Source organism: Sphingomonas larreae (assembly GCF_051400595.1).
GTDB lineage: Bacteria > Pseudomonadota > Alphaproteobacteria > Sphingomonadales > Sphingomonadaceae > Sphingomonas.
The window spans coordinates 56,838-73,165 of the sequence record NZ_JBLFFI010000001.1 but is presented as its reverse complement, the minus strand read 5'-3'; the positions used below and the strand labels follow the sequence as shown (position 1 = coordinate 73,165).

Here is a 16,328-nt window from a genome sequence, read left to right as displayed (position 1 = left end):
GTGAACGTTAACAGATGCAGCGAAACGACGATGATCTTTCATGATCCCCCCCAACGCCCACCGCGCTGTGCGGCCGGGCCAATGGTGCGCCTTGATGAGCGCTACCACGAGGCTTGTAGCTCCGGCAGTTTGTCGGATCAATGTGAAACTTCTGACACTTGGATGGCCACCAAAGTGTAAGCGGTTTCTCAACCGCAGAGGGCGGCGAGTTACAAATGTTGGCAGACCGGACGGCACGGGGCAGCGATAGACGTGCTGCGGCCACGAATGTGGCGCGCGCAAAGACGCGTAAGGTCTTCTGTCCCAAACGCTCCGTGGTAGCGTTAACGACGATCGCTCCGCGCAGCTATGCGCAGAATGCCGACGTACACAGAACTTGTCGGCGCGAGAGGCGAGGAGAGTGCGTGCGCACAGATCCAGCCCGAACAGCGCCTACCGGCTGCCGGCTCGATCATCGCTGATGTGGAAGTGGCTCCCCGAGTTGGATTCGAACCAACGGCCGCTCGATTAACAGTCGAGAGCTCTACCGCTGAGCTATCGGGGAACGCTGTGGAGGGCGTCTATAGCCGCGGATTCGCGCGACGCAATCCCCTTTGTGACGCTTCCGCGCTCAGGCGACGAACTGCTCCATCGCGATCCGGTCGTCGAGCGCGTGCTCGGGGTCGAACAGCAGCGTCAACTCGCGCGCACGATCCATGGCGATGTCCACCTGCGCCACGTCACGCACCTCGCGCTGGTCGGCCACCGCCGAAACCGGGCGCTTGTTCGAATCGAGCACGCGCAGCGACACGCGCGTCCGGTCGGGCAGGATCGCGCCGCGCCAGCGCCGCGGGCGGAACGCGCTGATCGGCGTCAGCGCGAGCATCTGCGAGCCGAGCGGTAGGATCGGCCCGTGCGCGGAGAGATTGTACGCCGTCGAGCCGGCCGGCGTGGCGACCAGCACGCCGTCGCATGACAATTCATCCATCACGATCCGGTCGTTGATCTTGACCTCGATCTTGGCGGTCTGACGGGTTTCGCGCAGCAGCGACACTTCGTTGATCGCAGGCAGCGTATGCACTCGGCCGTCGACCGCGGTGGCGGTGGCGGTGAGCGGCGTGACCTGGAAGGCGCGCGCACGCTCGATCCGCCCGTCGAGATCATGGCGTCGCCACTCGTTCATGAGGAAGCCGACCGTACCGAGGTTCATGCCGAACACCGGAACCACCGCGCGGCGTCGTTCCAGCAGCGTGTGCAGCGTCTGCAGCATGAACCCGTCGCCGCCGAGCGCGACCACCATGTCCGCTTCCTCGAGCGGGCACCAGTCCCACGTGTCGGCAAGTTCGGCGCGCGCGGCCTGCGCGGGGCTGGTGGGCGAGGCGACCAGCGCTCGCCGTGGATAGCGGCTCATCCGCCGGTGACGCTCATATGGCGGCTCACCGCGGGGGCGGCGTCGCGCTCGATCCGGAAATCGTGCCGTTGCGGCTTGGTAAGCAAGGCGTCGCCGATCGCGGCATCGAGCGCAGCGACGCCGCCCTCGCGCAGGGCGGCGCGCAGGTCACGCTGGTCGTCATGACCAAGGCAGGTGTAAAGCCGTCCCTCGGTTGTGAGGCGGACGCGGTTGCAGCCGTCGCAAAAATTGGCGGTGAGCGGCGAGATCAGCCCCAGCTTGGTCCGCCCCCCGTCGACGCGCCAGTAACGCGCCGGCCCGCCGGTGCCCGCCGCGTCGCGGTTCAACGCGAACTCGCGGTCGAGCTGCTCCTTCACCACGGTAAGCGGCAAGAACCGGTCGGTACGATCCTCGTCGATCGCGCCGAGCGGCATCGTTTCGATCAGCGTGAGATCATGCCCTTCAGCCACGCACCAGCGCAACATCGGCGCGATCTCGTCCTCGTTGAGGCCCTTGAGCGCGACCATGTTGATCTTGACCGCAAGCCCGGCGTCGCGCGCGGCGGCGATGCCGTCGAGCACCTCGGCGACATCGCCGTGCCGCGTGATGTAGCGGAAGCGCTCGGGATCACGCGCGTCGAGGCTGACGTTGACGCGGCGGATCCCCGCGGCGACCAGATCCGCGGCATGGCGACGCAGTCGCGTGCCATTGGTCGTCATCGTCAACTCGTCGAGCGCACCACCGACATGCCGGCCGAGGCGTTCGACCAGCAACATGACGTCGCGACGCACCAGCGGCTCGCCCCCGGACAAGCGAATCTTGTTCACGCCGCGCGCGATGAAGCGCTCGGCAATGATCGCCAGCTCTTCCAGCGACGCGATCTGCTCGCGCGGGAGGAAGGTCATGTGCTCCGCCATGCAATAGCGACAGCGCAGATCGCACCGATCCGTCACCGAGACGCGCAGATAGCGGATGGTGCGGCCGAACGCGTCGACAAGGGGCGCGGGCGCGAGAAGGGGGTCCATGGCTGGCACAACGAGAGAGCTAAGGAGTCGTTCACGCCAGAGCAAGATCATTGCCGTGAGCCACCGCGCACCGTACCAAGCGCGGATGGAGCGGCGGTCACGGGCGATGCAGCGGGGCGGGCGGCGCCCGGGAGAGAGCGCGGCCAGCGCCGAGCAGCTTCGGCTGATCGAGGCGCATGCGGCGCGCGGCGTCACCGCCATCGTGGCCGCGCCGACCAGCTTCGAGATCGTCAACACCGCTTACGGCCGCGCCGCGGGTGACCGGCTGGTCGAGGCCATGGCGGAGCGGCTCGCCGCCGAACTGGCCGGCCACGACATCGCCGCGGTGCGCGGCGGTGCCACCTTCACCATCGTGGTCGCGGGCGACCCGGCGACCGGCGACCGCGCGGTCAGCCTGGTCGAGCGCGCGCTGGAGCGACCGTTCGTGATCGACGGCGAAACGATCCACGTTGGCGCCCGGATCGGCGTCGCGCGGATGACCGAGGACGAGCCCGCGGAGCATCTGCTTCGCCGCGCCGCCGAGGCGCTGGCACGCGCGCGCGCCAGCGATGGTGCTACCACCCGGGTCGCCAGCGAGCACGAGGGCGTGCCGCTCGCGGCGCTCGCCGCCGACCTCCATCGCGCGATCGAGCGCGGCGAGATCGACGTGCACTTCCAGCCGCAGGTGCGCCTCGCAGATGGCGCGATCACCGGGGTCGAGGCGCTGGCGCGGTGGCAGCACCCGCGGCTGGGCGCACTCGGCGCGGAGACGCTCCTCGCCGCCGCCCACCGGGCCGACCTCGGCGTCGCGCTGTCCGATCAGCTGCAGGCGCTCGCGCTCGGCCGGGCGGCGCGCTGGCCCGCTCGGTTGGCGACGCTCCGCATCGCGATGAACGTGACCGCGGCAGACATGGCGCGCGCGCCGTTCGTCGAGCATTTCCTCGCGCGGGTGCGCGCCTCCGGGATCGCCTACGGTCGCGTGACCGCGGAGGTGACCGAGACCGGGCTGATCGACGATCTCGACGGCGCCGCTACCACCCTGACGGCGCTGCGTGCCGCCGGCTGCCAAGTGGCGCTCGACGACTTCGGTACGGGCTATTCGAGCCTGTCGTACCTCACCCGGCTGCCGCTCGACTATCTCAAGATCGACCGCAGCCTGGTGCAGACGATCACCGGCGAGGCGCGCGACCGCGTCGTGGTCGAGGGCGTGATCGCGATGGCCGCCGGGCTCGGGCTCGAGACGATTGCGGAAGGGGTGGAGAGCGAACGTGAGCGGAACCTGCTCGCGCAGCGCGGGTGCACCTTCTACCAGGGCTTTCTCTGCGCCGGGCCGCTCGATGACGCGGCGTTGCAGGCCCGGCTCGCGGCGTGACCGATCCGCGCGACCTAGGCGGCACCTGGCACGGCCGCTACGAGGGCGGCGGGGTGCTATCGAACAGCTTCATCGCACGCCTGCGCGAGCGCGACGGGCAGGTAAGCGGCACGATCAGCGGACCTGACGACCTCGGATGGAAAGCGGTGCGGCGTGCCGTGGTGAGCGGGCGGCGCGACGGCGCGGCGGTGACCTTCGTCAAACAATATGACGGGGAGGTTCTGGTCCATGCGGTCGACTATCGCGGCGCGTTCGACCCGTAGGGGACCGAGGTACGCGGCGGCTGGTCGTTCGCAGGCTATGCCGGCACGTTCGTGATGACGCGCGAGCGCTTCGCCGTGGAGGATTTGGCCGATGAGCGGTTGAACGAGGTGGAGGTGACAGGATGAGCGCGGCGGCGATGATCTGGGTAGCGGCCGCGGCGGCGGGGGTGACGCCGCAGGCGCAGGTGGAGGCGGCGATGGCGGACAGCGCCGCCGGGTGGAACGCGGGCGATCTCACCGGCTTCACGGCGATCTATGCGCATGACGCCGTCTATGTCGCGGGCGACGCGGTGGTGCGCGGCAAGGACGCGATCGCGGCGCGATACGCCAAGAGTTTCGCGAACGGCGGCAACACGCGCGGGCGGCTGAGCTTCCAATCGGTGATGTGGCGCCCGCTGAGCGCGGTCCACCTGCTCCATGTCGCGCGCTGGACGCTGACGCCGACCGCAGGCGCAACGCCGCAGACCGGGCTGACGACCTTGCTGTTCGAGCGGCGCAAGGAGGGATGGCGCATCATCTCGGATCACAGCAGCTGAGCAACGAGCAGCTAGCGGTTGAAGGAGACAACTTCCACGTCGCTCACCCAGGACGTTCTCCGGCCAAGGCCGGAGTTTAGTTGGTGGGACGGCGGTGAGTCCCACCAGGCCTTCCCCACTGGGCCCCGGCCTTCGCCGGGGAACGAAGGTGGGAGGGCGGGTGCGGAGCGACGCCGAGGTCCTGATTGAGCGAAATGGAGGGGCTCACCGCGGCCTTCCCACCTGGACCCGGCGTCCGCCGGGGTGACAGGCAGGGGTTGGGGGTGAGCCATCACAGCAGCGGCAGCGCGCCGCTGCTCCTCACGCCGCCGCTTTGGCCAGCCCCTTCGACAATTGCAGCGCGCCGTGCAGCCGCGCCTTCGGATCGCTCCAGGCGCGCGACAGCGCCAGCTTGCTGTCGGGCCGCAGCTTGGCCACGCCCCCCAACCGCTCGACATAGGCGAGCAGCCCCGGCACGTTGGGCGGCGTGTCGTCGTGGAAGGTGACCAGCGCGCCCTTCGGCCCTACGTCCAGCTTGGCCACGCAGGCGGTGCGCGCGTTTAGCTTGATCTCCATGACCTTGACCAAATTGTCGGTCGCCTCGGGCAAGGCGCCGAACCGGTCGATCATCTCGGCGGCGAAGCTCTCCAGCCCGGCTACCTCGTCGATCTCATTGAGGCGGCGGTACAGGCCCATGCGGAGGTCGAGATCGGGGACGTACTCCTCCGGGATAAGGATCGGCGCGTCCACGCTGATCTGTGGCGAGAAGTCGCGCTGGCGCTCGCGGATGCCGCCGGCCTTGGCCTCCATGATCGCCTCTTCCAGCATCGACTGGTAAAGCTCATAGCCGACCTCCTTGATATGCCCCGACTGCTCGTCACCGAGCAGATTGCCCGCGCCGCGGATGTCGAGGTCGTGGCTCGCAAGCTGGAAGCCCGCGCCGAGCGAGTCGAGGTCGCTCAGCACCTTGAGGCGCTTCTCCGCGGCATCGGTCATCTGCCGCTCGGGCGGCGCGACCATATAGGCGTAGGCGCGCGTCTTGGAGCGGCCGACGCGCCCGCGCAGCTGGTAGAGCTGCGCCAACCCGAAGCGATCGGCGCGGTTGACGATGATCGTGTTGGCGGAGGGAATGTCGATCCCGCTCTCGATGATCGTGGTCGAGACGAGCACCTCGAACTTCTTGTCGTAGAAGGCGCTCATCCGCTCCTCCACCTCGCTCGGCGCCATCTGGCCGTGCGCGACGACGTAGCGGATCTCGGGCACCTCGCGGCGCAGATAATCCTCGATGTCGGGCAGATCGGCGACACGCGGGGTGACGAGGAAGCTCTGCCCGCCGCGATAATGTTCCCGCAGCAGCGCCTCGCGCAGCACTACCGGATCCCACGGCATGACATAGGTGCGCACCGCGAGCCGGTCGACCGGCGGGGTCTGGATCACCGACAGCTCGCGCAGCCCGCTCATCGCCATCTGCAGCGTGCGCGGGATCGGCGTCGCGGTGAGCGTGAGCATGTGGACGTCGGCGCGCAGCGTCTTCAGCCGCTCCTTGTGCGTCACGCCGAAGCGCTGCTCCTCGTCGACGATGACGAGCCCCAGCCGCTTGAAGTCGATCGTCTTGGCCAGCAGTGCGTGGGTGCCGACGACCACGTCGATCCCGCCGCTCGCCAGCCCGTCCTTGACCCGCTTTGCCTCTGCCGCGGGCACGAGCCGCGAGAGCCGGCCGATGTTGATCGGGAAGCCCTCGAAGCGCGAGGTGAAGTTGTTGTAATGCTGGCGCGCCAGCAGCGTCGTCGGACAGACCACCGCGACCTGCATCCCCGCCATGGCGGCGACGAAGGCGGCGCGCAGCGCGATCTCGGTCTTGCCGAAGCCGACGTCGCCGACGATCAGCCGGTCCATTGGCTTGCCCGCGGACAGGTCGGCCAGCACCTCCTCAATCGCGCGGTCCTGGTCGTCGGTCTCGGTATAGGGGAAGCGGTCGACGAAGGCGGGATAGCCCGCGCTGTCAGGCTCGGCCACCTCGCCGGGGCGCAGCGCGCGCTCGGCCGCGACCGCGATCAGTTCACCCGCGATCTCGCGGATTCGCTCCTTCATCCGCGACTTGCGTCGCTGCCACGCCTCGCCGCCGAGCCGGTCAAGCGCCGCGCCTTCCTCGGACGAGCCGTAGCGCGACAGCACCTCGAGATTCTCGACCGGAATGTAGAGCTTGTCGCCGCCGGCATATTCGAGCGCGACGCAGTCGTGCGGCGCGCGCGCGACCGGCACCTGCGTCAGTCCGACATAGCGGCCGATGCCGTGATCGGTGTGGACGACGAGGTCGCCCGGCGACAGCGTCGCCAGCTCCGCCAGGAAGGCGTCGGCCGACTTGCGGCGCTTGGCGCGGCGCACCAGCCGGTCGCCCAGCATGTCCTGCTCGGTGAGCACCGCCACGTCGGGCGCGGTAAAGCCGTGGTCGAGCCCGATCACCGCCATCGCCACGCCGCGGTCAGCCGCGCCGAGCGACTCCTGCCACGTCTCGGTCAGCCGCGCGCCGGTGAGGCCGTGATCCTCGAGCAGCGAGCGCAGCCGCTCGCGCGCGCCGACCGAGTAGCTGGCGAGCACCGGCTTGCGCCCGTCGCGGCGCAGCTTGGCGATATGCGCCACCACCGCCTCATAGACGTTGGCCTGCGCCGCGCGCTCGGGGGCGAAGTCACGCGGGCCGTCCACCTGGAAGTCCAGCACAGTGGCGGACTCGGGCTCGTGGAAGACGGTGGCGAGATGCGCCGGCATTTCCGCTACTTCGCGGGCCCATTCGTCGGCATCGAGGTAGAGCGTCTTGGCGGGCAGCGCGCGATAGCTGCCGGGTTCGGCCGCCTCGGCGCGCTTGCGGTTCTCATAATAGTCCGCGATCGCATCGAGTCGGCCCTCGGCCGCGGCGGGCGTGCCGCTGTCGCGCACCACCACCGCATCGGCACCGAGATGGTCCCACACCGTCGCCAGCTTTTCCTCGAACAGCGGCAGCCAATGTTCCATCCCCGCGAGACGGCGGCGTTCGCTCACCGCCTGGTACAGCGGGTCGCCGGTTGCGGTAGCGCCGAAGGTCTCGCGGTAGCGCGTGCGGAAGCGTTTGACGCTGTCGTCGTCGAGCAAGGCCTCTGAGGCGGGGAGCAGCACGAAGCCGTCGAGCCGACCGGTGGTGCGCTGATCGGCGGGGTCGAAGCTGCGCACGCTCTCGATCTCGTCGCCGAAAAAGTCGAGTCGCAGCGCCTGCTCCTCGCCGCTGGGGAAGAGATCGACGATGCCGCCGCGCACCGCATATTCGCCCTGATCATGGACCGTGTCGGTGCGGACATAGCCGTTGGCCTGCAGCAGCGCGGCGAGCCGGTCGCGGTCGATCCGGGCGCCCGGCTTGAGCTCGGCGACGAGCTGGCGGATGCGGAAGGGGGTTAGCGTGCGCTGGGTCAGCGCGTTGACCGTGGTGAGCACCAGCTGCGGGGCGCGCGGCTTCTGCTGGAGACGGTGGAGCGCGCCGATCCGCTCCGCCATGACGCGCAGCGTCGGCGAGGCGCGATCGTAGGGCAGGCAGTCCCAGGCGGGGAGCTGCACCAGCTCAAGCTCGGGCGCGAAGAACGGCGCGGTGGCGGCGAGCCCGCGCATCTGCGCCTCGTCCGCCGCGACGAACACCGCGCGCAAGGGCGCCGCGCGTGCGAGATCGGCGAGCAGCGCGGGCAGGAAGCCGGCGGGCACGCCCGCGAGCGTCAGCGGCGTGGTGGCGCGAAGGATCTTGCTGAGGTCGGGCATTCGGTTCCTTGGTCGGGCGGGGCGGTGGGCTACGCCTCCGTTGTGCGGTCTCGGCGTCTCAGACTTCGGCCGCCTCACATTCCACCGTCATCCCGGCCCCTGAGCCGGTATTCATGGTGCCGCGAGCGCAACGTGCGTGGTGTTCGGGGCGCCATGGATGCCGGGTCAAGCCCGGCATGACGGGGGAAGGAGGTCGGGTCGGCCCGGCATCACGTTGTGCGGACCTCACGGGATCGTCACAAAGTCCACCCGCCGCATCACCTCCATCATCTCGCCCTCCCACTCGGGCGGGCAGGGCAGCGAGCCGATCGCCCAGCCCATAATGTCGACGTCCTGCTCCTCCAGCAGCCGCTCGAACCAGTCGAGCTGATCCGGCGTCCAGCTGGCGGCGTGGGTGTCGAAGAAGCCGCCGATCATCAGATCGGCCTCGCGCGTGCCGCGATGCCAGGCGCGGAAACGCAGGCGCTTGAGCCGGATGTCCTGATCCACGTGATCTCCCGTCGGCCGCACGCGGCCCGTCTATGCCATAGCGGAGCGCTGCCACGACGCCGGGCGCAAGCTTTCGCTGGCGCGGCGGCGGGAGGCAGAATAGTCGGGCGCTACATAGTCATGCGACCCGAGATCCTCAATCCGCTGTTCGCCGAGGTGGCCGCGCTCAAGGGCGTCGGTCCGGCGCTCGCCAAGCCGCTTGACCGGCTCGGCATCGCGCGCGTGGTCGATCTCCTGTTCCATCTGCCCTCGGGCTGGGTCGACCGGGTGGCGCGCGACGAACTCGACGAGGCCGACGTGGGCCGCACGATCGCGATCACGCTCACCCCGCGCGACTATCGCAGCGGCTCCAGCCCGCGCGCGCCGACGCGCGTGCAGGCGAGTGACGCGGCGGGCAATTACGCGAGCCTGGTGTTTTTTGGCGGCGGCTCGGGCTGGGCGCGCAAGCAGCTGCCGCTCGGCGAGCCCAGGCGAGTCTCGGGCCGGCTCGACCGCTACGGCGACACGCTCCAGATCGTCCACCCCGAGATCGGCGGCGAGGAGGACGGCTTCCGCGCGCGCGAGGCGATCTACCCGTTGAGCGAGGGGCTGACGTCGCGCCGGCTCGCCGCCTTGACCGAGCAGGCGCTGGCGCGCGCACCGGCGCTGGACGAGTGGATCGAGCCAAGCCTCAAGGCGCGCCACGACTGGCCCGACTGGCGCGAGGCGGTCGAGCGCATCCACGCCGACCCGGCGGACGCGGTGGCGCGCGCTCGCCTCGCCTATGACGAGATCTTCGCCAACCAGCTCGCGCTCTCGCTGGTGCGCGCCGACACGCGCAAGCGTCGCGGTCGCTCGTTGCAGGGCGACGGTCGGCTACGCGAGCTGCTGCGGCTACCCTATCAGCTCACCGGCGCGCAGGCGCGCAGCGTGCGGGAGATCGAAGGGGACCTGGCGCAGAGCGCGCCGATGCTGCGGCTGCTCCAGGGCGATGTCGGCGCGGGCAAGACGCTGGTGGCGGCGATGGCGCTGCTGATCGCGATCGAGGCGGGGGCACAGGGCGCCTTGCTCGCGCCGACCGAGATCCTAGCGCGCCAACACTATGACACGCTGCGACGGCTGCTCGCCGGCCTGCCGGTCGAGATCGCGGTGCTGACCGGGCGCGACAAGGGCCGCGCGCGCGAGGCGACGCTGATGGGGCTGGCGGGCGGCTCAATCCAGCTGCTGATCGGCACGCATGCGATCTTCCAGGAGGCGGTGCGCTACCGCGACCTCGGGCTGGTGGTGGTGGATGAGCAGCATCGCTTCGGCGTGGCGGAGCGGATGCTGCTCCAGGCCAAGGGCCAGACGCCGCCGCACGTGCTGGCGATGACCGCCACCCCGATCCCGCGCACGCTCACACTCGCGCTCCACGGTGAGATGGACCAGAGCCGGCTCGACGAGATGCCGCCCGGTCGCGAGCCGATCGAGACCCGCGTCGTCTCGGAGGAGCGCATCGATGAGGTGGTCAACGCGCTCGGCCGCCATCTCGCCGACGGGAAACAGGCCTATTGGGTCTGCCCGCTGGTGGAGGAGAGCGAGACCAGCGACCTTCAGGCAGCGGAGGCGCGCGCGGCCTCGTTGCAGGCCCGCTTCGGCGACCGCGTCGCGTTGGTCCATGGCCGCATGCGCGGCGCCGAGAAGGACGCGGTGATGGCGCGCTTTACCGCCAATGAGGCGGGAGTGCTGGTGGCGACCACGGTGATCGAGGTGGGTGTCGACGTGCCCAATGCGACGCTGATCGTGATCGAGCATGCCGACCGCTTCGGGCTGGCGCAGCTCCATCAGCTGCGCGGGCGCGTCGGGCGCGGTGCAGGCAAGTCGGTGTGTCTGCTGCTGCGCGGCGGGTCGCTGAGCGAGACCGCGCGCGCGCGGCTGGCGCTGATGCGCGAGAGCAATGATGGCTTCCGCATCGCCGAGGAGGATCTGCGGCTGCGCGGCGCGGGCGAATTGCTCGGCACGCGCCAGTCGGGCGAGGCAATGTTCCGGCTCGCCACGCCCGAACTGCTCGGCGAGCTGCTCCCCGCCGCGACCGACGACGCGCGGCTGCTGCTCGACCGCGACGGCGGACTGGAAGGAGCGAGGGGGCAGGCGGCGCGGGTGGCGCTCTATCTGTTCGAGCGGGATGCCGGGGTGGCGCTGCTGCGATCGGGCTGAGAGGGCGAGGGCGCCGGGTCGTATGATCGAGACCGGTCGTCCGTCTTCGCCGAGGAAAGTACTTCGTAGCGCACCGGTGTCCGGCAACGGGCAGACCCAGGTGCGAGCTGATACTGCTTCGTTCTGAACAGTGGGGAAATGCTTCGTAACTTCGTAACTTCGTGACTTCGGCCGGGATGGGGTGGGCGCCCGCGCTTACGCGCGCGCCCACCCCGCGAAGGCTCAGAAGCGGGCCCGGACCCCCGCGGTGATCGACTCCTGATGATCGTCGCGGCCGGTCTGCGCCGAGGCGCCCGCGAAAATCTCGATCGCGTCGTTCGGGCGATAGCCGATCCCCGCGCTGGCGGTGCCGACCAGTTCGGCGCGGCTGGCACCGATGCCAGCGAGCGTCAGCGGCCCGTCGGCATAGCCGGCGAGGGCGCGCACGCCTTGACCCTGGAGCTGGTAGCGCGCGCCGAGCGTCACATACGGACGCCACGGCTCGGCAGAGGCGTCGCTGCGCGCCAGAGTGATCGCGCCATCGGCGAAGCCGGCGGTATGGTGCTCCGACTTGACGTCGAGCCCGAATACGCTGCCGCCCTGCTCCTTCGCGCCGCCGCGCACGGTGTGGACGTAGGTCAGGCCGGCACGCGGCGTGAGCGTCCAGTCGTGGCCGGTATCCAGCGCGTAGAACACCGAGAGGTCGCTCACCATGCTGTTCAGGTCATAGTGGCTCCAGGCGCGGCGCCCGTCGGGGAGCCACCGGTGCGTGCGGGCGCGCCCACCGTCGAACGTGATCGACGAGGAGAAGCCGAGCCCGCTGCCGCTGCTGTAGCGGCCATGTGCGCCGGTCACCAGGCTGCCCACGCGGGTCTCGCTGCCAAGGCCCGGGACTTGCTGATGGTTGGTCAGATTGCCGGCAAAGGCACCAACAACCCAGCCCGCGTCGGCGAAGCCGATGCCACCGATCGCACCATAAGCGCGGCTGATCGCCGGTGCACTGCCGGTCGTCGGATCGGCGCGCAGCGTGTGCCAGCCACCCAGGCCCTGGCCAAAGGTGAACAGCCCGCTGTCTTTCGCATAAGGCGCGAAGGCGGATCCGCGGGTCGCCTGGCTCAGCGTCAGCGCATTGTCTACGCCGATCTGCGTGGCGGCCGCATAAGCCTCAGGAGTGAGCCGCGCGAACGCGTTCGGCAGCGAGTTGCCGTCAGCGTCGTAGAGGTCCGACCAATGCGCAGAGAGTGCTGCGCTCGGCTGGCTGAGGAGGCGCTGGTTGGCATAGTCAATCGAGCCGTTGACGAGCGGGCTGAAACGCGTGCTGCGCCGGAACAGGCTGATTGCATCGATCTGATCATTGCTCTGGATGATCGAGAAGGCGAGTGCGTCGGGGGTCTCGATCGTCGTGTATCGACCGGTGATCCCCTGCGAAGCGGTGATCAGCGTGTACGCCGTGCCCGGCTTTGCGACCGAGCCGGAAGCGAAGGTGAGCGTCGCACCCGGATCGATGCCCAGCTTACCGTCGACGACGAGCTTGTCCTGCGAGGTGCTCATCAGCTCGAATAGCGAGCGCGAGCCATTCTGGAGCGTGACATTGCCCGTCACGTGCATCGTGCCGGGCGAGGCACCCGGCGACAGCGTGCCCGCAACGATTACGTCACCCGTGACCGAACCGGCCGAGCCGAAGGTAGCGCTCTTGCCGACGTTCACCGTGCTGGTTTCGATCGACGAACCGGCGAGACCGACGAGTGCGCCCCCGGTCAGGTCGATCTGGCCGACCCAAGCATGATCGGCAATCGTCGCCTTTCCGCCGCTCACCTGAAGCGAGGCGACGTCCTCGATGGTGTTGAAGGCGGACACCGGGCTAGCGGCGCTGGCAACCACGCTGACCACATTGTGCCCGGCGCCACCGTAGACGCCGCCTGTCACCAGGCCGCCGGCGGCGGTGAACAGATTGTCGCCGTCGCCGAGGATCACGTCGCCGTCGATCGTGCCGCTGTTGGTGATCGTGTCGTTGCCCGCACCGAGCACGATATCGCCGACGATCTTGCCCTTATTGACGATCGTGTTGTCCGCGTCGGAGGCGAGGATCGCAATCGGGCGGGAGTCCGAGGTGTCGGTCAGCGCCGCCTGAATGAGACCGGCGTTGCTGACGTTAAGCTTGATGCCGTCGGCGGCGATCGCAACGGGCGCGAGGCCGGTGGCGTTGATGCTGCCCGCGCTGTTGTTGGTGATCGTCGCGACGCTGCCATCAGCGCCCTCCGCAAGAATCGCGTAGGTGCTCGCCGCCGGGTCCGAAGCGTCGTCGCTCGAGGCGGTGCTACTTGCGATCAGGCCGTCGTTGGTGACGGTGATCGAGTGGACGGTGCCGTCACGCGGCGGCGCATCGCTGTCGGCGAGGGCGAGCAGCGCGATACCACCCCCCTGCCGCTGGATTGTGCCGCTGTTGCTGACCCGCACCGAGGTGGTGGCGCCTCGATGATCGGACGACTGAACGGTCGCCGTCGCGGACGCCAGCGGATCGCTTGAGACCAACGTGCCCGTGTTGCTCAGCGACGCCGAGATCGGCTTGCCGTCGGTCAAGCTGTTGCGGGCGAGCAGCAGCGTGCTGCCTTCGATCGTGCCGCTGTTGCTGGCGATGATGTCGCCCGCGGTGTGCAGTTCCACCGCGTCAGCCCGCTCGGGCGCGTGCGTGATCGTGCCATTGTTGACGAAGACGAGGTCGTCGTCGAGTTCAATGTTGACCGCGCTGGTCTCCGCGGCGGTGATGCTGCCGTTATTTTCAAAGCGCTTCACACTGCCGAGGAATCCGCCACGCAACGTACCGTCGTTCACGAAGCTCGCAAGCACGGTGTCAGCGGGCAGGTCTTCCGCATACCCCGTACCGACCGCGCCGTTGATCTGCGCGGTGTTGACGATGTTGCCGTCGCCGTTGACGATCAGTTCGCGATCGATCGGCGCGGCCGCGCCGATTGTCACGGTGGTGTTGGCGCCGAGCGCGCGGACACCCTCATATTCGAAGTTGGTCGGCAGGTCGGCGCCCAGCGTTACCGTGCCCGAGGTCTTGCGCGCGTGATAATAGCGGTCAGTCCCGTCACCGCCATCGACGACGCCGGTCACGCTGCTGCCCTCGCCCTCGATGAAGACGTCGTCACCGCTTCCCATGCTGACGTCGCCGTCAATCGAGCCGCTATTGATGATCGTGTCTTTACCGCCGCCGAGCACGACGGCACCGACGATATTGCCGGTGTTGACGATCGTGTTTGCCTCGTCCGACGCCAGGATGGCGATCGCTTGATAATCAGACGCATCGGTCGATGACGCCTGAATAAAGCCTGCATTGTTGAGGTTCAGTGCGGTGTTGTCGCTTGCGATGGTGGTGGGGGCATCGCCGGTGGCGATTATACGGCCAGCGCTGCTATTGTTGATCGTTGCTACGCTGCCATTCGCGCCCTCGGCGACAATTGCATAATTGCTCGAAGCAGAGCTCTTGTCAGCGGCCGACGCTCCGTCGCTCGCGATCAAGCCGTCGTTGTTGACAGTGATGGAGCGGACGGCACCGTTCAACGGAGCCGCGTCGCTGTCCGCTGATACCAAGAGGCCAATGCCGCCTCCGATACGCTGGATCGTGCCGCTGTTGACCACCGATACGGTGGCTGCGGCACCTTTGTGATCGAACGACTGGACGATGGCAGTGGCAGACTCCCGAGGATCGGTTGAGACAAAAGTGCCGCTGTTGGTCAACGAAGCGGCGAGCGGCGTGGCGGTCGTATCTGGCACGTTGTTGCTCGCGAGCAGCAACGTAGAACCGTTCACTTGTCCGCTGTTCGTTGCGGTGATCGCGCCAGAGAAGGCAAAGAGGTTCACCGCATCTGATGTGTCGGCGCCGTGCGTGATAACCCCGCTATTGTTGAAGGCGAGAGACCCGCGGGCTTCGATATGAACAGCGCTGATGTCCTTGGCGGTAATCTGACCGGCATTGTCGAAGCGCGCGACGCTGCCATAAAAGCCGCCGTTCAGCGTACCCAAGTTGTTGAAGGCGGTGAGGATGGAACCCTCGGGTAAGTCGATCGGGCGCGCGGCGGCTACGACACCATTGATCTCCGCCGTGTTGATGATGCTGCCGTCGCCGTTGACGATCAGGGGATGATCGATTGGCGCTGCGGCGCTGATCGTCACCGTCGTATTGGCGCCTACCGCCCGAACACCTTCCAGTTCGAACGAAGGTGGCAAGCCGCCATCGAGAGCGATCGTGCCGGAGGTGTTTCGTGCATGATAATAGGCGTCTATGCCGGTACCAGCTAAAACTGTCCCGGTGACGCTGCTGCCTTCGCCCTCGACGAAGATGTTGTCCCCGTCACCAAGCCTGACGTTGCCGTCGATCGACCCCCAGTTGCTGACAATATTTTCCCCGCTGCCAAGTGCGATGTCGCCGATGATCTTGCCGGTGTTGTTGATGTGGCTATCGCCGCTGCCGACTTTCTGAATGGCAAAATGTTCATGATCAGCGATCGCGACGGCCGAGATGGTTCCGGCGTTGGATAAGTTGAGATCCCGGCCAAAGTAGATGATCGCGTCGGCGTCTCCACCCTTGGCCGATATGACGCCGCCGGCATCATTGGTGATCGTGGCCGTTGCCAATCCCGCCGGATCGTTCGCCACGATCCCAAAGCTGAGCACCTTCGGATTGGCGGCCGGATCAACCTCAGCCGCGATGGTCCCGCTATTGTGAACTTGGAAAGACGTGGACCCGGGAGTTACACCACTCTTGACGTCCCGCCTGATCAGGACTGCTGCCAGAGTGCCCGACGAGAAGGGCAAGCTGTTGACGATCGACTGACTGTTGTCGAGTGTGAAGGTCGCGTCGGCTCCCTTTGCGTCAGTCGCCTGGAGCGCCGCGAGCCCGACGATCGAGCCGGAGTTGACGAGGCTGAATGTTAGCGGCCCCTTCGCTGCCGCGTCGCGATTGTTCCCGCTGACGTTCGTCTCGCCGAGAATGGCTCCATTATTGGTCGCCATGACGCTCCCGGCGGTCGTCCACAGGTCGACAGCCAACCCCGTTTTCGGATCGGCGCCGATCGTGTCATTGTTCGACCAATTTATCGGGTTGCTTTCCTCGATCGATACTGGTGGCAACGCCGTCGCAGCCGTGGTTCCGTCACTCGCCGGGCGAGCGCTTGCTGCCGAGGCGTTGACGAGCACCGCGAGCGCGAGTGCTGTCGTTTGCAGGGCGCGGGCGCGGACGCGTCGCGAACAATCCACCTTGTCGTGCATATTCTTCCCTTTGGGTGATGGTTTCCAGCCTTCGCCTTATAGAAACCGGGAAGATAATCTGTGGTGCTCAATGACCCAAATAAGGGAAGGTCATAGAATAAACCGCAGGCAGAA

General features: G+C 67.9%; 9 protein-coding genes and 1 tRNA gene. 4 read left to right on the top strand and 6 right to left on the bottom strand.

Annotated features, from left to right (window positions below):
- Positions 1-469 precede the first annotated feature (469 nt).
- The 3 genes from ACMGDM_RS00330 to moaA form a co-directional block, all read right to left on the bottom strand.
- Positions 470-544, bottom strand: a tRNA-Asn gene (locus tag ACMGDM_RS00330).
- A 66-nt stretch (positions 545-610) separates the two neighbouring features.
- Positions 611-1,390, bottom strand: a complete 780-nt coding sequence (locus ACMGDM_RS00325) for an NAD kinase (RefSeq protein WP_436802152.1) — start codon at positions 1,388-1,390, stop codon at positions 611-613.
- Positions 1,387-2,394 carry a GTP 3',8-cyclase MoaA gene (gene moaA, locus ACMGDM_RS00320; RefSeq protein ID WP_436802151.1) on the bottom strand — a complete coding sequence of 336 codons (1,008 nt, stop codon included), beginning with the start codon at positions 2,392-2,394 and terminating at the stop codon, positions 1,387-1,389. Before moaA ends, ACMGDM_RS00325 begins: the two co-directional genes overlap by 4 nt.
- Positions 2,395-2,479: 85 nt before the next feature.
- Between moaA and ACMGDM_RS00315 the strand changes: the two genes are divergently transcribed.
- The 3 genes from ACMGDM_RS00315 (at position 2,480) to ACMGDM_RS00305 (ending at position 4,544) form a co-directional block, all read left to right on the top strand.
- Positions 2,480-3,745, top strand: a complete 1,266-nt coding sequence (locus ACMGDM_RS00315) for an EAL domain-containing protein (protein ID WP_436802150.1) — start codon at positions 2,480-2,482, stop codon at positions 3,743-3,745.
- Positions 3,742-4,008 carry a hypothetical protein gene (locus tag ACMGDM_RS00310; protein WP_436802149.1) on the top strand — a complete coding sequence of 89 codons (267 nt, stop codon included), beginning with the start codon at positions 3,742-3,744 and terminating at the stop codon, positions 4,006-4,008. Before ACMGDM_RS00315 ends, ACMGDM_RS00310 begins: the two co-directional genes overlap by 4 nt.
- 122 nt (positions 4,009-4,130) lie before the next feature.
- On the top strand, positions 4,131-4,544 hold the full coding sequence (locus tag ACMGDM_RS00305; protein ID WP_436802148.1) for a YybH family protein: 414 nt from the start codon (positions 4,131-4,133) through the stop codon (positions 4,542-4,544).
- A gap of 300 nt (positions 4,545-4,844) precedes the next feature.
- Here the strand turns inward: ACMGDM_RS00305 and mfd are convergent, their stop codons facing one another.
- Both mfd and ACMGDM_RS00295 read right to left on the bottom strand, forming a co-directional pair.
- A complete protein-coding gene (gene mfd / locus ACMGDM_RS00300; protein WP_436802147.1) occupies positions 4,845-8,300 on the bottom strand; it encodes a transcription-repair coupling factor in 3,456 nt (1,151 codons plus the stop codon).
- A gap of 225 nt (positions 8,301-8,525) precedes the next feature.
- Positions 8,526-8,789 carry an FAD assembly factor SdhE gene (locus tag ACMGDM_RS00295; RefSeq protein ID WP_183944282.1) on the bottom strand — a complete coding sequence of 88 codons (264 nt, stop codon included), beginning with the start codon at positions 8,787-8,789 and terminating at the stop codon, positions 8,526-8,528.
- Between the two features lie 120 nt (positions 8,790-8,909).
- Between ACMGDM_RS00295 and recG the strand changes: the two genes are divergently transcribed.
- Entirely contained in the window at positions 8,910-10,964 is a 2,055-nt protein-coding gene (recG, locus tag ACMGDM_RS00290; protein ID WP_436802146.1) for an ATP-dependent DNA helicase RecG, read from the top strand.
- Between the two features lie 222 nt (positions 10,965-11,186).
- Here the strand turns inward: recG and ACMGDM_RS00285 are convergent, their stop codons facing one another.
- On the bottom strand, positions 11,187-16,214 hold the full coding sequence (locus ACMGDM_RS00285; protein ID WP_436802145.1) for an autotransporter domain-containing protein: 5,028 nt from the start codon (positions 16,212-16,214) through the stop codon (positions 11,187-11,189).
- Positions 16,215-16,328 lie beyond the last annotated feature (114 nt).